The following is a 22,468-nucleotide window of genomic DNA, read 5'->3' as shown; positions in this document are numbered from 1 at the left end:
TTAATTTCTAATTATTTAGTTGTTATCAAAACCGATGAACTTGTTAATCCATTCGATGTTGCTGTTAATTTAATTGTTCCTGCTTTTTCTTTAGCTTGAATTATAGCCAAGCAAAGTCCATTATATGCTTTTCTATAATTTGCTTTAAAAGGCTCTAAACTTGCCTGAAAACCATTGTCAACTCCTGCTATAAATCCTTCACCCTCTATTTTAAAATTTACCAAATTAGCTGCATTTGGCACTAAATTTCCATCCTTATCTAAAACCTTAACCGTAATAAATGATAGGTCCCTACCATCAGCTTTGATGACTTTTCTATCTGCAATTAATTCTATTTTAGCTGGAGCACCCGCTGTTTTAATTTCTTTAACTAAAATCTCTTTTCCGCCTTTTCGAGAGATAGCTTTTAGTGTTCCGGTTTCGAAAGGAACATTCCACATTAGGTGTAAATCATCACCTTGTTTACTTTTTTTACCTAATGATTTGCCATTCAGGTACAATTCAACTTCATCTGCATTGTTGTAATAAGCCCATACTTCTACAGATTTTCCTGTATTCCAGTTCCAATGTGGTAATAAATGCAAAACGGGCCTGTTAGTCCACTCGCTTTGGTATAAATAATAAGAATCTTTTGGAAAACCCGCCAAGTCTACAATGCCGAAATAAGAACTTCTCGCTGGCCAAGCATAAGGCAAAGGTTCGCCTAAATAGTCAAATCCTGTCCATACAAAAATGCCCGAAACGTGCTCATATTTTTTAGCTTCCTTTAAAGTTTCTTCGTGGGTTGAACCCCAATAAGCAGAAACATTATCATAAGATGAAGCTGCCCAATCCTTATTTCCTTCTGTAAATTTGGTTTTTCCATCTTTTGGCCAACGGCGAATGCTATCTGCAGTATCGTAATAACCCCTTGTGGCTAAGGCTGATGTAGTTTCTGTTCCTAAAAACTTAACATTTGGATAGTTTATAGGGAAATCTTTATACTTTTTGTGATTGTAGTTTAATCCATAAATATCTAAAGCATCAGCTTGATAAATGAAGTTTTTCTTCGGATCTGTTTCTGTTAAAGCAGAGATTACGGGACGAGTTCTATCCAAATTTTTAACGATGGTAACCAGTTCTTTTGTAATGGCAATTCCTGTGCTATCAAACTGCTCACGAATTTCATTTCCGATACTCCATAAAATGATGGATGGGTGATTAATGTCACGTTTAACCATATCTTCTAAGTCTCTTCTGTGCCAAGCAGGAAAATCTAAATGATAATCGTTTTTAGTTTTCTTTTTAACCCACATATCAAAAGCTTCATCCATTACTAAAAAGCCCATTTTATCGCATAAATCTAAAAACTCTGGTGCTGGCGGATTGTGTGCTGTCCTAATTGCATTTACCCCCATTGCTTTCATAATTTCCAATTGGCGTTCCATTCCTCTGGTATTAACAGCAGCACCTAAAGCGCCTAAATCATGGTGCAAACAAACACCTTGAATTTTCATTGATTTTCCATTTAATGAAAAACCCTTTTTTGCATCAAAACTAAATGAACGAATACCGAATAAGGTGGTTTTGCTATCGATTACTTTTCCATTCTGTAAAATTTCAGTAACCAGTTTGTATTGTTTAGGGTTATCTACCGACCAAAGAATTGGATTTTTGATAGATAAATCTGTGGTCATATCTAGGTTAGTAGTATCCAGTTTTAAAAAATATGGATTACTCTTTTTAATCAATTTACCATTTTCATCATAAATTGAGTTGATTAAAGCCGCAGTTTGATTTTGTTTCGTCTTGTTGTAAATGATAGTGCCAACATTAACTAAAACCTTGCTCCCATCTTTAGAAAGCTGTGGATTTACTTTAACTCCCCAGTGTGCGATTGCCACTTTAGAAGTTGAGGTTAACCATACATTTCTATAAATTCCAGAGCCTGAATACCATCTAGAATCTGGTTGAGCAGAATTATCTACTTTTACAGCAATTGTATTTTTACCAGCTTTTAGGTATTTGCTTAGCTCATAAGAAAACGAAATATAGCCATAAGGGCGCTTGCCTACAAAATGACCATTTAACCAAACCTCTGAGTTTTTGTAAACGCCATCAAATTCTATGGTTGTAATTCTATTTTTAAAATTTGCAGGGGCGATAAAATCTTTTCTATACCATCCAATTCCAGTTGGCAAACCACCACCTTCTGGCTTAGCAGGGTTCTTCTCATCAAATTTTCCTTCAATGCTCCAATCGTGAGGTAACGTTAATTTACGCCATTTGGTATCATTGTAAGTTGTACTTTTTGCATTTGGTTCATCGCCTAAAAAGAACTTCCAATCTTTGTTAAAGCTAATTCTTGAGCGAGGAGGTTCGTCATTGCGATCCCGATCCTTCAACGGGAGAAGCAATCTTTCCTGCAAGATAGATTGCTTTGTCGTGCCTACTCGCAATGAAGGCAAGGGAGCAATAATAGCAAGGCAATAACTTGATGCTAACGTTGCGCTAAGCAAAAAGATAAAAAACTTATATTTTATATTTAACCCTAACATTCTTAGTTCTTGTTTTCGTTTACAAAATTCACTTTACTTTTCCCTAAATCTTTTGAGGTTGCTACTGCAATTCCTCGTTGGTCTTTCTTATTTACTGCACAATAGAAATGATAAACAACTCCTTTATACTTTAAAACAAATGATTTATGTGCATACAATTCATCATATTTTTCTGATGACTCGATTAAATTACCACCATTCCAATCTGTCCAGTTCACTAGATCATTTGATGCCGCAAAACGGTTAAATGCCCCTTTTCTGTCTTCCCAAAAAGCACCGAAATAGAACATTACCCAAGTATTATCTATTTTCTGGATCACACCGTCTCCTGTTATCCCAACTGGGTGATGAACCACTGGATCTTTTTGAAATCTTTTCCAGTTCAACATATCATCAGAAACAGCCATCCCGATACGCTCGTACCACCTTGTTTTTTTATTGTTTACCAATGAATCTCCAACTGCATTGTAATACATTACAAACTGATGCCCGGTTAACTTCTTTTTATCTTCAATTATCGAGCTTTTAAACAGTTTATTTCTATTCTCCCACCATCTTACATCGGCATCTGCTGAAGTTAAAACTGGCTTTTCTAATCTTGTCCATTCTTGTGCAACCCAAGGATTGCTTTTTACATAAGCCATTCCGATTGACAAAGGTTCTGTTTCATAACCTTTTTCTTTACCACCGAAATAAGACATCCAATATTTGCCATCGAATTTACCTAGCTTATAATTTCCATTCCACTTGGTGTTTATTAAAGCATTGTAACCAGCTTTTTGATTGTCATCCCAGCTGCCTGCATCACCAAACGACATTTGTTTTCCAAGATTTTCCCAGTTCAATAAATCCTTACTTTTTGCCAGCCAAGTTTCATAACCCCTTCCGCTGTAAATCAGATAAGTCATATACCAAAACTTTCCTTTTCGAAAGATAGTAGGACAATCCATTTTATGCTGCTCATCATTAGGAACTAACACTAAACCGTATTTGTAAGGTGTTCTTACTTCTTGATAAATCTTCTCCATTTCTATTTGAGAAACAGGATTGTATTTTTGAGCATCTACGTTTAATGCGCAAACAAAGAGGAAAATAAATAGACTTATCTTTCTCATTTGTTCTGAACTTTAAATTTGTAAACTCCTGAACCAACTGCAATTTTTGCTCTATCTCCATCATAATTGAGGATATTGAATTTCCCAACTCCTTCATTAATTATACTTTGAGATATTTTTGCAGGTAAATATATTGTAGCCGAGGTATTTGCAGGTATGTTTACGTCTAACTCAAAACTTGTAGATGATTTACGCCAATTCGTAGCAATTACACCATAAGGAGAATTGTAGCTTGTATTTGCAGATGTTAAATCGCCAACAATTTCTGGATATATTTTAATCTTGTTCCAAGCGATTGAGCCTTCCTCTTGCCTAATGCCACCAACGCCACTATAAAACCATTCCATTAAATGACCTAACATGAAATGATTGTTAGAAACAGTGGGTAATGCAGCCCAGCTTTCTGTTAATGCGGTTGCACCTTTTGCAATTTGCATTCCATAACCGGGCACATCAGAGCGATTATTCATATCAAATATTACATCAGACCTACCTTCGTTTTCTAGAACTCTTAATAAATAACGATAACCGATATCACCGGCAGTAAGGCTGTTATTTCTGTTCCTGATATCTTTAATGATATTATCTACAACTGCTTGTTTGTATTGTGGTTCAACCAATTCCATATAAACTGCCATTGCATTTGCAGCTTGGCTTCCAGTTGCGTATTGCTTAGTGCTGGCATTAAAGAATTTAGTATTAAATGCTTTTCTAACTTGTGATGCAAGGCTTTTGTAAGTAATCGCATCCTGAGGTTTCCCGATGAGGTTGGCAATTTTTTCTAGTATAATTAAATCGTGATAATAAATGGCTGTTCCTGTAACACCCATTGGTGTTAATTGAGAAACTCCAGGAGGATTTGGACCTAAATCATACCAATCACCAAGGCCCTGAGCTAAAATATGATTGTTTGCTTTTGTTTTTAAATAGTTGGCGTAGCGTTGCATCATTGGATAGTAATCTATCATTGTTTGTTTATCGCCATACCATTGATACAAATACCAAGGCATTAAAATACCACTACTTCCCCATTCTGGTGAATCACGAAACATATCACCACCCCACTCAAACTTTACATATTCTGGCGCAATTTCAGGAATTAAACCATCTACTGTTTGCGAATTTTGCATATCCCGTAAAGCTTTTTTAAACAAGGGTGCAACGTCATAATTGTAACTAACGGAACTTCCCATTAGGTGTAATTGCTCTAACCAACCTAACTTTTCTCTGTGTGGACAATCGGTAAATACACTTACCATATTACTTTTAATAGACCAATCTATCAAACTAAATGTTTTATTGAACAAATCATTTGAGCTGTTAAAACTTCCAACAGCTGTTGCCGCATTGCGGATGTGAAGTCCTTTTAAATCTTCAACAACAGCTTTATTTGATGGATTTTCTTTTCCGGCAGGAATACCACCTTTAACCTGTAAATAACGAAAACCAGTGTACATAAATCTTGGTCGCCAAGTTTCTAAGCCATCGCCTTTTAAGATATAAGTGAAGTATGATGGTCCACCAATATTGCGTTGTGTAACTGAACCATCGGTTTTTAATAGTTCAGCTGGCGTAATTCGAATAGTATCTCCTTTTTTACCACGAACTTTTAACTCAATAATAGCTGATGAATTTTGACCTAAATCATAAACCCATTCGCCATTTGCAACAGACTGAATTGTTTTTGCATTAAAGTTTTCAAATACTTTTACTGGCTCTTCTTTCTGGGCGTTCAATTTTGGTCCATCAACTAGCAAAGCTGCTTTCCACTTACTATCATCGAATTTTGGTAAATCCCATCCTTTTTGTTCTAAGTTGGCATTATAGTCCTCACCCCCATAAATACTTGAAAAAGTAATTGGAGATGGAGTAGTTTTCCAAGATGGATTAGAAATAATATTTGAAGTTGTGCCATCAACATATTCTATTGCCAATCGGCAAATCATTTTTGGATAACCAAAAGCAGATTTAAGTTTCCTGTACCTTGAACTTATTGGTGGAACGTAATAAAAACCATTGCCTAACATTACACCCATAACATTTTCGCCAGATTTTAGCTGTTTTGTCAAATCAAAAGTTACGTATAAAGCCTCTTTATCATATTTTGCCCATCCTGGATCTAAAAAATGATCACCAACTTTTTGTCCGTTTAAACTCATTTCAAAATGACCCAAACCAGAAATAAAAACGGTTGCTTTTTTTATCGGCTTTGCTACGCTAAAACTTTTGCGAAACATCGGCAAGATGTTATTCTCCTTGAAAGTATCTTTCTTTCCGTCTACAGGAAGGGTGTTTTTATTTGAATCTGCAATTTTATCATAAGCAATCCACTGTGCTCCTTTCCAATCATTTACAGTTAAAAGCCCCATTTGCCAAAAGGCGGTCTTGCTCCAAACAGCTATGCTATTATAAGCCCAAATTTTAACTTTCCAATAATATTTTTTGGTTGCTATAAGCTTTAGCCCCTTATACTTCAATTGAATGGACTGATTAGAAGTTATCTTTTTTGAATCCCAAACATTTCCAATATTCTTGTTTAATGATTGAAGATTATCTGAAACTAAGATTTGATAAGCAGTTTGGTAGACATTTCTTTCTGAAGAAGTAGATTTCCAACTTAAAGAAGGATAAACAACATCAATGCCAATAGGTTCTGTTCTGTACTCGCAGGTTAAATCAACAACTTTTAGTCGCTGTCCATAACTTGGGAGTGAAATAAAATAGAGCAAGAAAATTGTTAAAACTTTGTTCATTCTATAAATACATTAGCCATTGTTTATTGCTAATATTTTAGTTGTAATGTGATACAAAAGGTATCAGTTTATAATTGGTTACTTTTACTTAGGCTTAAAATACTCTTGTATTCAAATATAAATGTTTTTTTTAAATATGAAAGTTATTCTCGTTAAAAAATTACTACTTGTTAAATCATAAATTAGAAAGCATTTTGTATGTTTGAAAAAGTAAGCATTATATTAAATCGGTACGATGAACGAAAACGAATCAAAATATCAGGCACCTGCTCTCGATAAGGGTCTTGATATATTAGAATACCTTTCAGCACAATCCATTCCCCTTTCTCAGTCTGAAATTGCACTAGGAATTGATAAAACTCCAAATGAAATTTACAGAATGTTAATGAGTCTCGAGAGTAGAGGTTACATTTTAAGAGATGAAGTTTCGGGCAAATACCGATTATCTTTAAAGCTTTTTTATCTTTCACACAGGCATTCTCCAGTAGATGAACTTAGAAAAGCTGCACAATTTCCATTGGAAGAGTTAGCTGGTATAGTTAGACAATCTTGCCATTTGAGTATTTTATACATGAACCAAGTAATGGTAATAATTCACGCTAAAAGTCCCGGACCAATTGCTTTATCTATAGAAGAGGGAAATCTTTTCCCTTTGCCTTTAACTGCTTCTGGCAAAGTTTTACTGGCTTATATGAATGAAACAGAGCGAGCCACAGTTTTAAAAGTTAATCCAATTTATAAGAAATATCCAAAACCTAAAAGAGATGAATTTTTAGCTTCTTTAGCTAACATCAAAGAAACTGGAGCATATTTTAAACCCAGTGATTTGGCCGAAGGTGTTTCAGATATTTCTCTCCCAATAGGAAAACACAGCACAAATGGCATTATAGCATGTTTAACCATCTCAATGTTAAGCACTTTAAACATTAACAAGAATATAAAGAACGATGAGATATTAGCCGAAGCTAATAAATGTGTTAAAAAAATTGAACAAAGGATTGGTGTTTTAGGGTTGTAACCCTTAATAGTGTCGTCATTGCCAGCTTGACTGGCAATCGTAATGCGATAGGAAAATAACAATACCTTTTCAGCGCTTTACGATTCCCGTTTTCACGGGAATGACGAAGCCTTTTTACCCTTCGTACTTCACCAAATACTCTACTCCTTTTTGTATCGTTACTTCGTATAAACCTTTTGAAATTTCTTTTACTTCTGCGTCGTTTACACTTGGTTTAGTAACACTTTTAAATCTCAATTTACCAACACCCTCTGCTGCTTTAACCTTTATTTCTTTTTCACTTACCGAAATAGCAATTTCTCCATTATTGGTTGGCACTTTGCCTTCCATCCATTCTAAACCACCTAAATTTGGTTCAATAACATAAGTTTGATATGCAGCAGATGTAGGTTTAACTCCTAAATAATACTTACCTAATAAATAAATTGGACTAGCACCCCAAGCGTGGCACAAACTTTTTCCATAGGGACGACCATACATTGCTAAATGTTCCGTGTCTTTCTTATCAGGATTGTATTCTTCCCAAAATGAAGTTGCTCCTAACTTTAACATTCCACCCCAATAATTTTTCATTTCTTTTAAAACATAAGGTTGCTCTCCCATCGCACAAAGTGCTTCCAGTTCATAAAAACGCATATAAGGTGTAGTGATTTTGGCAACTTTATCGTTTAATAATACATTCTTTTTTACTGCTAATTTTTGTGCTGGCGTAAAATAATCGAAGAAAATACCGAACATATTGGCGTAACGCGTTACATTATCAGTCTGTTTTCCATTGATGCGGCTATGAACTAAAGCTTTTTTGGTTGGGTTCCAATACAAAGCAAATATTTTAGCTTTTAAGTCGGCTGCTTGTTTGGTGTAGAGCGCAGCACTTGCATTGTCATTTGCTAATTTAGCACATAAGGCCATCGTTTCTAAGCTTCGGCAATATAATAATTGCTCAAAACTAACTTCGCCATCTTTACTTAATTTATCTGCCCAATCTATAAAAATCCAGTCTCCAGGCATCCATTCTAATAAACCATTTTTGTTTTTACGACCATCAATATAAGTCATTAATGTTTTCATTCTTGGATAAATATCTTCTACAAATTTCTTATCTCCGGCGTACTGATAATAATCATATATACCTAAAAACCAATAAAATGAATAATCCATAATGGTGTTTATATGAGCTGTAACTGGATCTTTTCCTCGTTGTGCCCATAAAGTTCTTTTTACAGTAGATGCATCAAAAAACGAATAATAATTCATTAGATAGCTTTGATAAGCATCTCCACTCCATACCCATCTGTCACGTTTAATTCCATCAATAAAAAATTCTCTTGTATTTAATTGAAAAGTGTATTTAGCTACGTCATAAATCTTATTCAATTCAATATCCGAACTTTTAAAACTTCCACGTTCAGCTACAGGCGAATATTCATATAGCATTGAAACGGAATCAAGAGATACTGAACCTTCTGGCTGAACATTTACATATCTAAATGCCTTAGAAAGTATCATTATTGAATCAGTTTTTCTTGATAAATCAAGTTCCAATAAATCTAAAGTTTCACATTTATCAACCGACAAAGCCTCTTCTTTAGATTCGCCATAATAGATATTCAATTTCCCTTTTCCTTTGAGCCCGTGAACCTTAATAAAACCAAAAGTTTCCTTACCAAAATCTGAAACGAAGCCTTTGTTTACTTTGTCTGTTTTACCTGCAAACATTGGCACTGTTGGCAACTTGAATTTTGATGGTGGTGTTAATGGGTCAGTTAAATTCCAAGTTCCTGCATTAACGAAAGTAGTTCCAGATTTATCTGAAGTTTTTCCGCTTGCGTCAATCCACTCTTTGTCTTCAAAAGTGGTTAACCAAGTATCATCAGAAACCACAGTTTTACCTTGTACAAAAATTGCTGGAACTTTATCCGTTCCGTAAACTTTTAAGCTCAATTTGTGCTTTCCAGCAGGAATGGTAATAGATTTTGGGAAACCTGTTATTGCCTGTCCATCAATCTTAACATTGTAAGTTCCTTCTACATAGAGTTTAACTTCTTCGGGTGATGACAGGTTAAATTCTTTATGAAAATCTACTAAAACAAAATGACTATCCATTTTCCAGAACACTGGGAAGAAGGAACCTCTTTCTGTTCTACGATTTTGCATTACATTGCTCATGTAAATATCAAAATCGCCTGGATACCAAATCCAACTTGCTTTTTGAGCAAAAATTGGAAACGTTAAACAACTTAAAATTATTAGAAGTACTATTTTTTTTAAATTTTTCATATTATTTTTTTTAATATATAAACCGCTTAAGATTGCTTCGTGCCTCGCAATGACGAGATGTTTTAATGTCCGTTAAAGAAAATGTAAAGTGCTACCATTATTATTGCCAAGGCTCCAAAAGAAATCCAAACCCTACGCGTAGGTTTCTCAATATTTGCTTGGTGTATTTCATTTATTTTATAAACTGATGGTGAAGTATCTGCAAGAGAAATAACAACAGCTAATACAGTTAGAAAAGCAAAGATTAGGAAAGACAAAACCATATAATGTGGCCAAAAATCATACTTTGAAGAAGGAAATACCCACAGGTAACAAACACCAATGCCCAAACTGATGGCTGAGCCAATTGAAAGTGTGAAATTAACGGCTTTCTTTGTTGTTCTTTTCCAAATGACAGTAGACAAAAACACAACTGATAATGGTGGAGCGATAAAACCTAGCACGGCTTGAAACACATCGAATAATTTAAGACCTTTGATATTATCTATTGCTAAAGCCACTAAAATGGCAAAAATACACCCTGCAATAACCGTTAATCTACCAACCTTAATGATTTCTTTATTGGTTGCTTTGGGATTAATCTTTTTCACATACACATCCATAGTAAAAACGGTACTTAAAGAATTTAAGCAAGAGCCTATAGTACCAACCAAAACAGCAATAAGCACAACTATAACTAATCCGTTCATTCCGGGGGGAAATAAGTTGGTTACCATAGTCATGTAAGCCATATCAGGATTTTCTAGACCTGGATACAAAACATAACACAGTATGCCTGTAATGATAAAAAGTGGCAACGATAATATTTTAAGCCAACCAATAAAACTTACGCCTAATTGCCCTTGTTCTAAGTTTTTTGCCCCTAAAACAGATTGCACCATTGATTGGTCTGTACAGAAAAATGCTACTGCAGAAACTGGATAACCTAATAAAATAGCATACCAAGGATATTGAGGATCGCTTGCTGGTTGCGCTAAATTCCAAAAATGTTTTGGCGTACGTTCATATAAAGCTGCAATTCCGCCAACTTTTTCTAAGCCTAAATAAGTTAGGGCTAGTGAAACGCAAATCAGTAAAATCATTTGAAAAACATTCACTTTGGCAATGGCCTTCAATCCACCAAAAAAGGCAAACAAGCCAGCAAAAGCGACCAATACAGTAACAGATTGCCACATAGGGATCCCTAAAATTTGCCGAACTAAAACGCCACCAGCAAACAAACCAAGTGATAACCAAGAAATTAAGATTTTGATTAATGCATACCAAGCTAAAATATTTTGAGTAGAATCTCCATATCTGTTTCCCATAAACTCTGGCATTGTACTCACATTTGCCGCTAAATACTTAGGTGCAAAAACAATTGCCAATAGAAATAGGAAAATAAAAGCATACCACTCGAAATTTACGGCAACAATACCTGTGGCATAGCCGATGCTTGCAAATGCAACTAACATAGAGGGGCCAACATTAGTACCCCACATGTTGAATCCAATGCTACTCCAATTTAAAGATTTATCGGCTAGAAATAAGTTCTCATCTGCATTCTTCTTTTTAGAAAAACTAGCTCGATAACCTATGATAACTAAAATAACGAGGTAAGCAACTACAATGATGTAATCTAAAGCCGTTAAACGTTCTACAATGTTGTTCATATTATATTTGATTACACAGATTTATTTGATTTCACGATTTAGTTTACACTTTGTCATTTCGACTTGGTTCCTTGGTTGGTGTCCTCACCAATCAAATCATTTATTCTTTTCGTCATTGCGAGGAGGAGCGACAAAGCAATCTTTCCTGCTAAAAAGATTGCTTCGCCCGATGAAAAATCGGGACTCGCAATGACGAACTTACTATAGTCCTATCTCCTCTTTCGAAATGTTATATTCCTTTAAAATATCATCAATCTTTACTGGCAAACCAGTTTCCAAGGACCTGTCCATTGCTTGTAATAGAGCAACTGTACCAATTCCTTCTTTTAAATCTGGGTAAGCAACTGTATCGTTTTTAATACTATCAGCAAAGTATTCTAGGTAATTTTGGTACTCACCAGCATGGTGACTTTGCCCTTCAAAACGGAAATAATGTTTTAAAGTCGCATCACCCCAAGTAATGATTTTTTCCTCGCCACTTTTATCTGTAACAGCATATCGTAATTCGTGGTAATCTGCTTGGCTTGCTCCCTCAGTACACCTTAAAATTGTACTCATTCCGCTATCTCTACTTGCGGGTTGTGTGGGACCAGTATAAGCACCACTTACACGAGCAATTCTTCCATCTTTAGCTTTAAAAATGAAATGCATTGTATCTTGATTTTTCAATCCTGCTTTGCTGCCATTGCTACTTAACATTCCATAACCCATTACCTCTTCAATATTTGGCAAGTACCAACGAATAAAATCTGTTGGATGACTTAAGCCACCATACAACCATTTAAATGATTGTTTTAACGACCAACCTTTTTCTAAAAACCAACGATGATCAGCATGATATTGCGCTTCTATGGTAATTAGTTCTCCAATTAAGCCCTCTTCAAAATCTTTTCTCTGGCGTTTTGCAGGTTCAAAAAAACGAGAACTTTGTCCAACGAAAACTTTCTTTCCAGATTGGTTACCAAGTACCAACAGTTCGTTAGCCTTAGCTAAATCATCAATAAAAGGTTTGGTACAAACAACGTGCTTACCGTGAAGCAAAGCTTGTTTAATGTGTTCAGCATGTAAATGATCGGGTGTGTAAATAGCGATTACATCAATGTTTTTATCATCTAACATCTGCTGATAATTGGTAGTATAATGATGAAAATCGAACTCCTTAGCTCTGAGTCTGCAGATTTCTTCATTAGCATCACAGATTGTAATCAGCTCATATGCTGAGCTTGCCAATGCTGCTGAAATTGTACTTCTACCTTCCCCTAAACCTAAAATCCCTAGTTTTAACATTAGTTATAATTATTAATATTTTTTATTTCCTCCCCCCAACCCCCTCCAAAGGGGGACAACATACTGCCTAATTTATCTTTTTAAAGAAAACCCAAACTTCATCTTTTTTCGTTCCTTCTATTCCTTCTTGATATTTTTTCATTAAAGCATTCCATTCATTTACACGAGGATTATTTTCGGTTGTTTTTGGATTTAATTTATCTAAATCTGCTCCTTTCGGAATGCTAATGATTAACATTAATTGTCTACCATTTCTAAAAATAACCAACTGCTGAAAATCTGCATTACAAAATCCCTTAGAAAGTTCTGGCCACTTTTCGAATTGTGTTTTATGATAGTTTAAATATTCTTTTTGCAGTTTTTGATCGTCAACCAAGTTGGCAGATAAAATGACATGATCCCACTCCTTTGCTGGTTCTACCCCACATATTTTTTTACGATTGAAATCATAAAACATATCATCGTAAAGCTTAATCTCATTTGCTTTAAACTTCTTTAGTGTTTGTGTTAGGCTTTCTACCTTTAAACTAGAAGTATATATAATCAACCTGTTATTCCATTTGAAAAATGATGATGGAAGAAGGTTATTCTCTTTTGCAAAAGTTGTGAGTTCTTTTGTATTTGGCAGTTCATCTGATTTAAAGACAAGTTCGAAAAGCGCTTGCTTGTCTTCTGCTTTCTTAATTTTCTGAGTTAGTGATGGCGATGAATTATCTTTTAGTAAATAATGAAACTCCTTTTGTAAGCCTGCATTTTGCCTAATGCTTTCTGCTACTTTAGGACCATTGTTTTCCCATAAATTGTCGGGCCCATTTGCATTTTGAAGATATTTTTCTGCTGGTGTCCAATTGTTTCTTAGCGTAATACCTGATGAACCTTCATCGGTATAAATATAAAACCAATGATCTGGTAAATGCGCATATGGAGCATCGTAAATGTAATCTATATCATTGCCGATAATCTGTGTACCTGGCTGTGCAGAAAGTGTATAAATTCCGGCAACATCATACATTCTTTTACCATAATGATGGATTTTGTTTTCGCTAATGAGATTATTCTTCATCACATTTTGTGATTTTGTCCATCCCCAACCCACACTTATCCCTGTATAAGAAACCTCGTTAATCTCATTATTCAAAATTTTCAAATCACTCACATAACCTGCACCAATACCTACTGCTCCCCAATCTTCATTAGTAACATCGGTTATCAAATTGTTTTCAATACGATTACCTGTGGCAACCTCTCTTAAATCTGATGGTTTATAGGGCAAATGAACTTCAACAGCCTCATCAGAAAAAGTACCTACTAAAATTCCAGAACCACCAATATCTTTAAATAGATTTCCCTTTACCACATTATCTCTAGTGCCTTTTTTATAATCTAAACCCGTTGAAGCTAGATGTTCGAACCTGCAGTTTTCAAAATTAGTATTAGTGGCATAACTTACTTCTACTGCTGCTGCTGGTCTTCCAACCCAAGCTTGGTTTTCTAAACTTTGTTTATCAGGAGTTCCTGGAATTTCTAGTTTATAAGCGTCTAGCATATACATTCCAGTTTGATGAGGCACATGTCCCTCTTTTGATGGACGTAACCAAGTAGAATGCTCAAATGAAATACCTTTAAAAGTAACATACACTACAGGATTGTCTATTGTTCCTTCAATTTTTAAAAGTGTTTCTAAATGCGGTACTACAGCATCTGCATTTTGCATTTGCTCATTTTTTTTAGGCCAATAATAAACTTTATGGTTATATAAATCTTCATACCATTCTCCTGGCTCATCTAAAAACTGGATAGAATTGGTAAGGTAAAAAGCAGAGTTTCCTGATTCAGAAATCCAAGGAGCTGGCCAAGGATGTTCTGATTGAATTCTACTTTCTGGTTGCATAAAAGTTAGTTCAATAGCATTACCAATGGTTTTTGCAGATTTAATTCTCAAATTAGCTATTGCCCACCATTGATGAATGACCATTTCCATTCCAGCCATTGTTGAAGGATGTATATTCTTGAGGAGCGGAATTCTACAAGTCTGGTTTTTGAAATCCCAAGACAATATTCTACTCATCTCTTCACCATTTTTATCTCTGGCCTTGGTTGCTTTTTTCGCATTTAGCCAAAGTTGCCTAAAAACTAAAGTTTGGCCTGCTGGTGAAGGAACATTTGCACTCCAAACATTTCCTATTGCATTTTTAGGGAGTCCTGAGATATTTCCGACCACTTTTTTCCAACCAACTAATTCTACCCCCCCGCTTAAAACTACCTTGCCCTTTGAAGCGGCAATAATTTCTGTTGGACTATCTTTTGTTCCAGAATCTTCTGGGTGAACAATTAGTGGTTCATTTAATTTATATACACCATTTTCTAGGATGATCTTAATTCCTCCTTTTATTGATGGGTCATTTAGCCGACGTAATTCCCTTGCCTTTCGTAAAGCAGAATGAAGGGTTGATAAAGGTTTTTCTTTAGTCCCTAAATTAAAATCATTACCTTTTAATGAGACATAAATATCAGCTGCATCAACATTAATAACCGTTATTGTAACGTTAAAAAGTAAAAACAAATAAAAAAAGCCTTTTCTGTTCATTTTAATTAGATTGAAATATCTTTTTTAAATAAGCTGTATTTGCACTAAAATTATACTTTACGTTTGTTGGTTGCTTTGCATCTCTTGAACGTTCTATTACTAACCAACCACACCATCCCATGTCATCTAAGGTTTCTTTAACTTTTATCAGATCAATTTTAGGGTCATTTTCTAGCCAAACGCCATCTTCATTTGTACTGTGAATTTGTATGATATTTTTTCTACCCAAAATCCTCAATTCTTGATGTAAATCTCTTCCATTCTTAATGGCATTAGAGAAATTGAAATAACTTTTGATGGCTTTTGAGTCAATTTCTTTTAGCAGCTCTAATTCGCCTTTTGCATCTAAGGAAGTTTCAATACCGATAACAACCCCAGCTTTTTTAGCCATTTTCCCCACTATTTTCAAACGATCAACAATTGGTTGACGTAATTCTGGGTTTTTAACCAAGTCCCCCTGAACACCTAATGGCAAAAAGCCAACTTTAACATTCATTGCTTTCATTGTATCCAAGCAATCTTGAATCATTTTTAAATATGTTGGTCTTTTAGCAAATGATTGGGCATAAAAACCGGTCATGGCTAAAGCGCAAATCTCTAAGTTCAATTCTTTAGCTTTATCTAAATATTGTTGTCTAATTATCGGATCAGCTAACTTATTGTCAAAGGTTTCTCTATCTCCCAAACCTCCCATATCAATCTCCAAACCATCGGCTCCAATTTCCTTTGCCAATTGCAAAGCACTTAATTTTTGACGCTTTAAAATCATCAAATCAATTACTGCAATCTTATACTTTGATTTTTTTGTTGCTGCAAATAGAAATCCACTTGGTAACATTAAGCTTCCTGTTAACAAAGCCAATGAATTTATAAATGTTCTTCTATCTTGCGTTTGCATCTTAATCTTTAAAATTTGGAAATAATTTCTTCAGGCTTTCGAAACCTATTATAGCATTTTTCGGTAAATTTTGCCCTTTATCACCAAATACATATAAAGCAGTTTCTGGTTCGATGGTCACTTTACTTTCATCGTATTTACCTGTTTTATCTTTAACAGCAGTAGCATTTAGCTTAAAATTTTTAATTAAAAAATCATATAAAGCAGTACGCTTATTTACTCCAAAATCATGTTTTTCAGTAGGGAAATGAACATTTTCAACCTTGTTACTCAATCCATAATAACCATACATTTTTTGCAGATAAGGAAAATCGTGTTGAGGAGTTTCTGCTGTCCAATCTCCACCATCAGAAACGATTAATTGAGGTCTTGGAGCTGCCATAGCTGCTAGTTCTACATTATTTGTTCCGCCAGCACAAAAATGAATGGGCATTCCGCTTTCACAAGGGCAGCCACCATAAAAATAAGAAGACATCGCTACAACGGGTGCACTTAATTTGATCCTTGCATCCATTGCAGTCATTAAAATAGAATGGCTACCTGCTCCAGAGCCCCCACTAATGCCTATTCTAGCTGTATCTGTTTCTTTTAAGGAAGTGAAATAGTCTAAAATTCTAATGCCTCCCAAAGTTTGAACAGTTTGTGCTAAACTTCTTCTATGGTCTTCATATTTAAATTGAAGCATTGATTCGCCCCAAGCAAAGAGATCGTAGCTAAAAGCCATTGCCCCCATTTTGGCAATCATAGCACACCTAGTTTGGCAATCGGCACGGAAACGTTGTTTTTCCCAATGCCCGTCTGGACTTAAGACCACAGGGATTTTACCTTTATAGTTTAATGGTTTGTACAATGAACCATTGATATATAAACCTGGCATAATCTCAATAGCAATATTTTCTATGGTGTAACCATCAAAAACTCTTTTAGGAGTAATGATTGGTTTTGAGTTTGGTTTTGCAGGCAAGGGAGATAATAATAAAGCCTCGTACAATTGAGGTTTGATTAATGCCTTACGCTTTTCCCAACTTGCTACATCGTTATATTTGGTGGCTAAAGTATCTAGATAAGCCCAACCATCTTTTACGTCCCAACGATTATATTCATATTCTTTTAGTTTATAAACTTTGTCTTTTTCTTTGTTCACCTTCATATCCAAAGGTTTAAGGACATTGTCTAAAGTTTGATCGACATTTGTTCTAAAACGCCAATCGGCATAATTAACCCATTTATCTTTTACCTGTGGATCTGAATATTTGATTTTAACGCCAAAGCGGGTTTCAATATCCTTAAGTACTTGTAGTAGTGGCTTTCTATATTGGTTATCTGTGTTTCCACTTTGGGCAGAAACTATATTAATAGAAAATAAGTAGAAGATAACCACTACTAAACACCTTGCCGTCCTGCTCGTCATTGCGAGTTTTCGATTCTTCATCGAAATGAAGCAATCTCCTTTATGCAAAGGTAAAACCTTTACAAAACCATAAGAAGCAGGAGATTGCTTCGGCTTTGAAAAAAAGCCTCGCAATGACGAGTAAAATCTGTGAAAATTTATTTCCTTTCTCACGGTTCTTCGTTTTTAGTTTCGGTTAATATTGGAGCTGAGTAACCTTTCATATTTGGCCATGTTCCATTTTTTATCTTTTTCAATTTTAATTTAGAGGGGTCAACAACAACATGTTTAATTTTTTCTCTTCTCCAAGTATAGATGAAATGAAGCATACCATCTGAGGTTTGAATTACGGCAGGATAAGAATATTGGCTAATTGGAGAATCTTCTAAAATTAAAGCTGCATACCATTGTTTACCGTCTTTGGAAATAGAAACATTTAAAGGTGTTCTTGGTCCTTTTGCTAATTCTCCCGGTGGCAGAATGTGATTATACACTAAAACGTGTCTACCATCTTTCATGGTTACTGCATCTGTACCAGAGTTATTGTTTGGTAAATTGGTTTTTGCCATGGGCGACCAAGTTTCTCCATTATCTGTTGACCAAGATTCTGCTAAAGCACGGTTCCTAGTTCTTGCTAATATTTGAAGTTTTCCATTGCCGTGTTGCAAAATACTAGGTTGAATGGCATCTAAACCATTACTGTCAATAGGGCCAATTGTACGCCAAGTTTTGCCATTATCTTTTGTTACTTCAAAATGAATTCTCCAACCTTTGCCTTCCTTGCTAGATGGCGCAAAAAGATTTCCATTACTTAACAATACAGGCTTATTTTTTACAGGACCGATATATCCTTCTGGTAATTTTGTAGCATCAGACCAAGTTTTACCACCATCTTTTGAAGTTCTCATCATTCCCCACCACTCAGCTGGTTTTGGTCCAATTTTGTAGAACAAGATTAGTTCTCCACCAGGAACCTGATATAAAACCGGATTCCAAGTTGGTAATCTTTTGCCATCTGGCTGAATACCATTTGCAGCAGATACTGGGGTTAGCCATTTACCATCAACAAAACGACTGATATAAATTTCAACATCTGGATGACGTTCTTTTGTTCCGCCAAAATAAGAGGCTACTAAACCAGTTGGAGTTTCAACAATTGTTGCTGAGTGACAAGATGGAAAAGGTGCTTTATCATACAAAAACTCTTGTGTTACTATTCCCTTTTGCCATTTTTCTAATTGTGCGTTTGCTCCTATCGCTATCGCGAAAACAAGGCTTAATGTGATGTATGTTTTTTTTAGTTTCATAATTCTACTTTCTTTCTCTTAGAGTGTGATTTCACAGATTTAACTTGATTTCACAGATTTTTCTAGGTATCTAAAACTGAAAACTCCCAACTGCAAACTGCTTACTGCTTAGCCTTTGCCGCTTTCTCTGCTTTAATTTTTTTGGTGTAATCGCTATAAAGTGTTCTCCAATTACGGCCATTACTATTTAAAAACTGTTCTGATTTAGTTTTATAGATTTCGAAAATTGCAGAGATCTGTTTCATGTTCTTATAATCAACTGCTTGTTCACGAGCTTGTTTTAAAAAACCTAGAATTTTTGCTTCTTCATCAGCTGTTAAATCTGGAACGATCGATTTGTAACCATTCATTGTAAAAGCAACTTTGCCAATTGTGTACTTATCTAAAATTGCTTCTACTTGTTCTGGTGTTAAATCTTTCTTTAAGCCATCCATTAAAGTTGAGTGAACAGTTGCAGGCATTGCACTATCTGCAATAATCTCTCTATCTAAATCAGTTAATTTATTACCAGTAACTGGATTTATCCCGGCAGGAACGGTTGAAGCTGGGTGAGAATTGTGCCAATTACGAATGGTTGTTAAGTGATTAGACACAACGTCCTTTACACGAGCTTCTTTTTGAGCATCACTTAAATTTAAGGATGCAACCCATTCAGCAGCTTTTTTACTGTTCTCTTCGTCAGCATTTGCTGCTGTTTGTGCTTTTGCAAATGTAATTGCTAAAGCTAAAAATGTGAATATGATTATCTTCTTCATAATTGTTTTTTTATATTTTGTCATCCTGATGAAGGAAGGATTTCTTTGATAATTCATCAATGTAGATTCTTCGCTAGGCTCAGAATGACAAAACGTACATTACTTTTTCTTCACTATAAATGAGTAATCACCTGAGCCTATTTCGTAAACTGCTCTACCATTTTCATTCTTAATTAGCTTTAAATCTTTTATCGTTTGTTCCGCAACCACATCACCTTCGTTTGCTGGTAAATAAACTACAGCAGTTGTATTTGGCGGAACAGTTATTGCCCAGTTAAATTGTTTTGTAGATTTTTTCCAATTGCTTTTAATCATTCCATAAGCAGATTGATAGGAAGCATTTACATAATCTAAGCCAACAATCATTTCGGGTTTCATTATTATCTTTTTAAATCCTGGCGAAGCAGCTTTTATTCCTGCCAAGTTCTCGTAATACCAGGTTAATAAATCGCCTAACATCATTACGTGATTTTGTGAATTCATTTTAGGGTCGGCTGTATTTCCATTCCATAATTCCCAAATGGTTGTTGCGCCATTCTCGATCATGTATCCCCAAGATGGGTAGGTTTTTTTAGTGGCAACTGTATAAGCTAAATCTGGCCTGCCGTAATCGTTTAAACAGCGCATTAACCATTGAATACCAACTAATCCATTACTCAAATGCCCTTTATTTGTTACTTCAACAGTGTAAGCAATATTTTTAAAAACCTTGTCGACTTGTTTTTCTGGCACCATTTTAAAATAAAGTGGAATAATGTTATCAGTTAAAACATTGGTTGCATAATAGCCCTTTTCATTATAATATTTTTGATGAAAAGCAGCTGCGATTTTATTTCCCAAAATTTCAAATTCCTTTGCATCACCATTTTTGCCAGTCACTTTACTAAATTGTATCATTAACTGTGTGAAGTGATAGTAATATGCTGTAGAAATTAATTCTGAAGGATATTTTTTATCAGCACTTTTACCTCTTCCAGCCTCAATGGTTACAGGTGGCATACACCAATCGCCATAACTATCTTTAGTTAAGATATAGTCTTTCATATACCTATCCTTCATATAGCTCAACCATTTTTTCATAGCCGGATAATTATCCTTAACAACATTCACATCTCCAGTTTGATTATAAACCATTTCGGTGATGAGCAACATTGTACCTGGCCAAGTCATGTTATCGCTATAGTAACGCCAAAATGCAGGTGCAACATCCGGAATAGCGCCATCTTCTTTTTGAGAATTTCTGATGTCTTGTAACCATTTGGTATAAAATCTGCCATTGTCAAAAACAAAACTTTCGCCAAAAGCTACCGCACCTCTATCTCCTAACCAAGGTTGTCGCTCATTTCTTTGCGGACAATCTATTGGAATACCTTTATAGTTACCAGCAATCCCCCACCAAGCATTTTTAAAAATCTGATTCGTTAAAGCATCTGAAGTTTCGAATGTGCCAACGGTTTTAATGTTATCGTAAATCATCTTGCCTATTAAATCATTTACAGATGGTTGATAGCTATAACCTGATAATTCAACATATCTAAATCCACGATACACAAATGTTGGTTCCCAGGTTTCTTGTTCATTCCCCTTTAAAGTATATAAATCAGTACATTTCGCATTGCGAAGATTAGCTGTAAAAAGTTCACCGTCTTCTTTAAGGGATTCGGCAAAGCGAAGCTTAATTTGTTTTCCTTTTGAGCCTTTTACTTTGATTTGTAACCAACCTACCATATTTTGGCCCATGTCCAAAATGAACCTTCCACTACTTAGTTTTTTGATAGAAATTGGCTTTAAAGTATTCATTACTTTAATATTCTCATTCATTTGGGCTTCGATAACTCCTGAAGGTTCTTGAACAAATTCTGCTTTTAGCCATTTACTGTCATCAAAACCAATAGAATTCCAACCAGGAAATTCTTTTGTAGCATCATATTCTTCTCCATCATATTCATTGTTGGTACGAATTGGTCCATCTGTAGTACCTTTCCAACTATCGTCTGTATCAATGTTTGCAGTGGTACCATCGGTGTACACAATATTGATATTCATTAGCATTTTAGGGAAACCAAATGTTTTAATTTTATAAGGCTTCTCATTTTGGCGCATTGCAAAGAAACGGCCATTTCCAAGTATTGCACCGACTGCATTTTTACCACTTTTGATGTATTCAGTTACATCATAGGTATTGTATTTTACATTTTTAGTATAGTCTGTTGGTGTTGGGCTTAACACATCATTACCAACCTTTTTTCCATTGATATAAAGCTCATAAAGACCTAACCCTATGATAGATGCAGTTGCATATTTTATTTGTTTAGCGCTTTGAAATTCCTTTCTATAATATCTTGCAGATAATCGTGAATCTGTTTTGGTGTTATCCCAAGGAAAAGCCCTATCAAATCCAATCCATCCTTTTGGCCAATCCTTATAGTAGAGCAAGCCCATTGTAAATGAATTATTAGCAGACCATTCGCTTTGTCCATTGTTAGTCCATACTTTAACTTTCCAATAGCAACGCAAACGACTTGTTAATTCCTTACCATTATATGCAACCTGGATAGACGCATTTTCATTTATCTTTCCGGAATCCCATAAATCGCCTTCGTTAGCATTCAATTTTTCTGGTGTAGACGATACCAGAATTTGATAAGCAGTTTGCATTACATTCCTTTCTGCAGAAATAATATGCCAAGCAAATCTTGGTTTCATTACGTCGATACCCATCGGATTAACCAGCATTTCGCAAGTGGTATTTTGCAAGCTCACCTGCGGTACCATCTTTTGAAATGGTAAAAGCAGAATGCCAAGCAGTACGATATATATTTTTAGGTTCATATATTTTGTATTTGTGGGAATAGAAAATGGGAAATAGACAAAACAGTTAGCGAAATT

General features: G+C 35.1%; 13 protein-coding genes. 1 reads left to right on the top strand and 12 read right to left on the bottom strand.

What is annotated here, in order from left to right; genetic code table 11:
* Nucleotides 1-11: 11 nt before the first annotated feature.
* The 3 genes from FA048_RS07980 to FA048_RS07970 form a co-directional block, all read right to left on the bottom strand.
* Nucleotides 12-2,384, bottom strand: coding sequence for a glycoside hydrolase family 2 TIM barrel-domain containing protein (locus tag FA048_RS07980; protein WP_225872513.1), 2,373 nt, complete (start codon nt 2,382-2,384; stop codon nt 12-14).
* 155 nt (nt 2,385-2,539) lie between these two features.
* Nucleotides 2,540-3,652: a glycoside hydrolase family protein gene (locus FA048_RS07975; RefSeq protein WP_136839706.1), complete on the bottom strand. Its 1,113-nt coding sequence runs from the start codon at nt 3,650-3,652 to the stop codon at nt 2,540-2,542.
* Nucleotides 3,649-6,405: a family 78 glycoside hydrolase catalytic domain gene (locus FA048_RS07970; RefSeq protein ID WP_136839705.1), complete on the bottom strand. Its 2,757-nt coding sequence runs from the start codon at nt 6,403-6,405 to the stop codon at nt 3,649-3,651. The genes FA048_RS07975 and FA048_RS07970 overlap by 4 nt, the downstream gene beginning before the upstream one ends.
* A gap of 235 nt (nt 6,406-6,640) precedes the next feature.
* Here FA048_RS07970 and FA048_RS07965 point away from each other — a divergent pair, with 235 nt between their 5' ends.
* A complete protein-coding gene (locus FA048_RS07965) occupies nt 6,641-7,423 on the top strand; it encodes an IclR family transcriptional regulator (protein ID WP_136839704.1) in 783 nt (260 codons plus the stop codon).
* A 114-nt stretch (nt 7,424-7,537) separates the two neighbouring features.
* Here the strand turns inward: FA048_RS07965 and FA048_RS07960 are convergent, their stop codons facing one another.
* The 9 genes from FA048_RS07960 to FA048_RS07920 all read right to left on the bottom strand — a co-directional run bounded on the left by FA048_RS07960 (nt 7,538) and on the right by FA048_RS07920 (nt 22,411).
* Entirely contained in the window at nt 7,538-9,703 is a 2,166-nt protein-coding gene (locus FA048_RS07960) for an alpha-L-rhamnosidase-related protein (RefSeq protein ID WP_136839703.1), read from the bottom strand.
* 62 nt (nt 9,704-9,765) lie between these two features.
* Nucleotides 9,766-11,355: a sodium:solute symporter family transporter gene (locus tag FA048_RS07955; protein WP_136839702.1), complete on the bottom strand. Its 1,590-nt coding sequence runs from the start codon at nt 11,353-11,355 to the stop codon at nt 9,766-9,768.
* Between the two features lie 201 nt (nt 11,356-11,556).
* Nucleotides 11,557-12,642 (bottom strand): Gfo/Idh/MocA family protein, encoded by a 1,086-nt coding sequence (locus FA048_RS07950; RefSeq protein ID WP_136839701.1) that lies wholly within the window; start codon nt 12,640-12,642, stop codon nt 11,557-11,559.
* 67 nt (nt 12,643-12,709) lie between these two features.
* Nucleotides 12,710-15,229: a right-handed parallel beta-helix repeat-containing protein gene (locus tag FA048_RS07945; RefSeq protein WP_136839700.1), complete on the bottom strand. Its 2,520-nt coding sequence runs from the start codon at nt 15,227-15,229 to the stop codon at nt 12,710-12,712.
* A 1-nt stretch (nt 15,230) separates the two neighbouring features.
* On the bottom strand, nt 15,231-16,127 hold the full coding sequence (locus tag FA048_RS07940) for a sugar phosphate isomerase/epimerase family protein (protein ID WP_136839699.1): 897 nt from the start codon (nt 16,125-16,127) through the stop codon (nt 15,231-15,233).
* A gap of 1 nt (nt 16,128) precedes the next feature.
* A complete protein-coding gene (locus tag FA048_RS07935; protein ID WP_225872512.1) occupies nt 16,129-17,559 on the bottom strand; it encodes an acetylxylan esterase in 1,431 nt (476 codons plus the stop codon).
* Between the two features lie 128 nt (nt 17,560-17,687).
* Nucleotides 17,688-18,824 (bottom strand): sialidase family protein, encoded by a 1,137-nt coding sequence (locus FA048_RS07930; protein ID WP_136839698.1) that lies wholly within the window; start codon nt 18,822-18,824, stop codon nt 17,688-17,690.
* Nucleotides 18,825-18,925: 101 nt separating this feature from the next.
* Entirely contained in the window at nt 18,926-19,579 is a 654-nt protein-coding gene (locus tag FA048_RS07925; protein ID WP_136839697.1) for a DUF3826 domain-containing protein, read from the bottom strand.
* A 99-nt stretch (nt 19,580-19,678) separates the two neighbouring features.
* Nucleotides 19,679-22,411, bottom strand: a complete 2,733-nt coding sequence (locus FA048_RS07920; RefSeq protein ID WP_169306833.1) for an alpha-L-rhamnosidase — start codon at nt 22,409-22,411, stop codon at nt 19,679-19,681.
* Between the last annotated feature and the right edge of the window lie 57 nt (nt 22,412-22,468).

It is taken from the genome of Pedobacter polaris, assembly GCF_005116505.1.
Classification (GTDB): Bacteria; Bacteroidota; Bacteroidia; order Sphingobacteriales; family Sphingobacteriaceae; genus Pedobacter; species Pedobacter polaris.
Note: the sequence above shows the minus strand (reverse complement) of the source record. Positions and strands in the feature narration are given on the sequence as shown.

Bases quoted from the DNA above. Each gene is read 5' to 3' on its own strand.
- FA048_RS07975 (WP_136839706.1), bottom strand. From the start codon at position 3,652: ATGAGAAAGATAAGTCTATTTATTTTCCTCTTTGTTTGCGCATTAAAC.
- FA048_RS07970 (WP_136839705.1), bottom strand. From the start codon at position 6,405: ATGAACAAAGTTTTAACAATTTTCTTGCTCTATTTTATTTCACTCCCA.
- FA048_RS07965 (WP_136839704.1), top strand. From the start codon at position 6,641: ATGAACGAAAACGAATCAAAATATCAGGCACCTGCTCTCGATAAGGGT.
- FA048_RS07960 (WP_136839703.1), bottom strand. From the start codon at position 9,703: ATGAAAAATTTAAAAAAAATAGTACTTCTAATAATTTTAAGTTGTTTA.
- FA048_RS07955 (WP_136839702.1), bottom strand. From the start codon at position 11,355: ATGAACAACATTGTAGAACGTTTAACGGCTTTAGATTACATCATTGTA.
- FA048_RS07950 (WP_136839701.1), bottom strand. From the start codon at position 12,642: ATGTTAAAACTAGGGATTTTAGGTTTAGGGGAAGGTAGAAGTACAATT.
- FA048_RS07945 (WP_136839700.1), bottom strand. From the start codon at position 15,229: ATGAACAGAAAAGGCTTTTTTTATTTGTTTTTACTTTTTAACGTTACA.
- FA048_RS07940 (WP_136839699.1), bottom strand. From the start codon at position 16,127: ATGCAAACGCAAGATAGAAGAACATTTATAAATTCATTGGCTTTGTTA.
- FA048_RS07935 (WP_225872512.1), bottom strand. From the start codon at position 17,559: ATGAAGAATCGAAAACTCGCAATGACGAGCAGGACGGCAAGGTGTTTA.
- FA048_RS07930 (WP_136839698.1), bottom strand. From the start codon at position 18,824: ATGAAACTAAAAAAAACATACATCACATTAAGCCTTGTTTTCGCGATA.
- FA048_RS07925 (WP_136839697.1), bottom strand. From the start codon at position 19,579: ATGAAGAAGATAATCATATTCACATTTTTAGCTTTAGCAATTACATTT.
- FA048_RS07920 (WP_169306833.1), bottom strand. From the start codon at position 22,411: ATGAACCTAAAAATATATATCGTACTGCTTGGCATTCTGCTTTTACCA.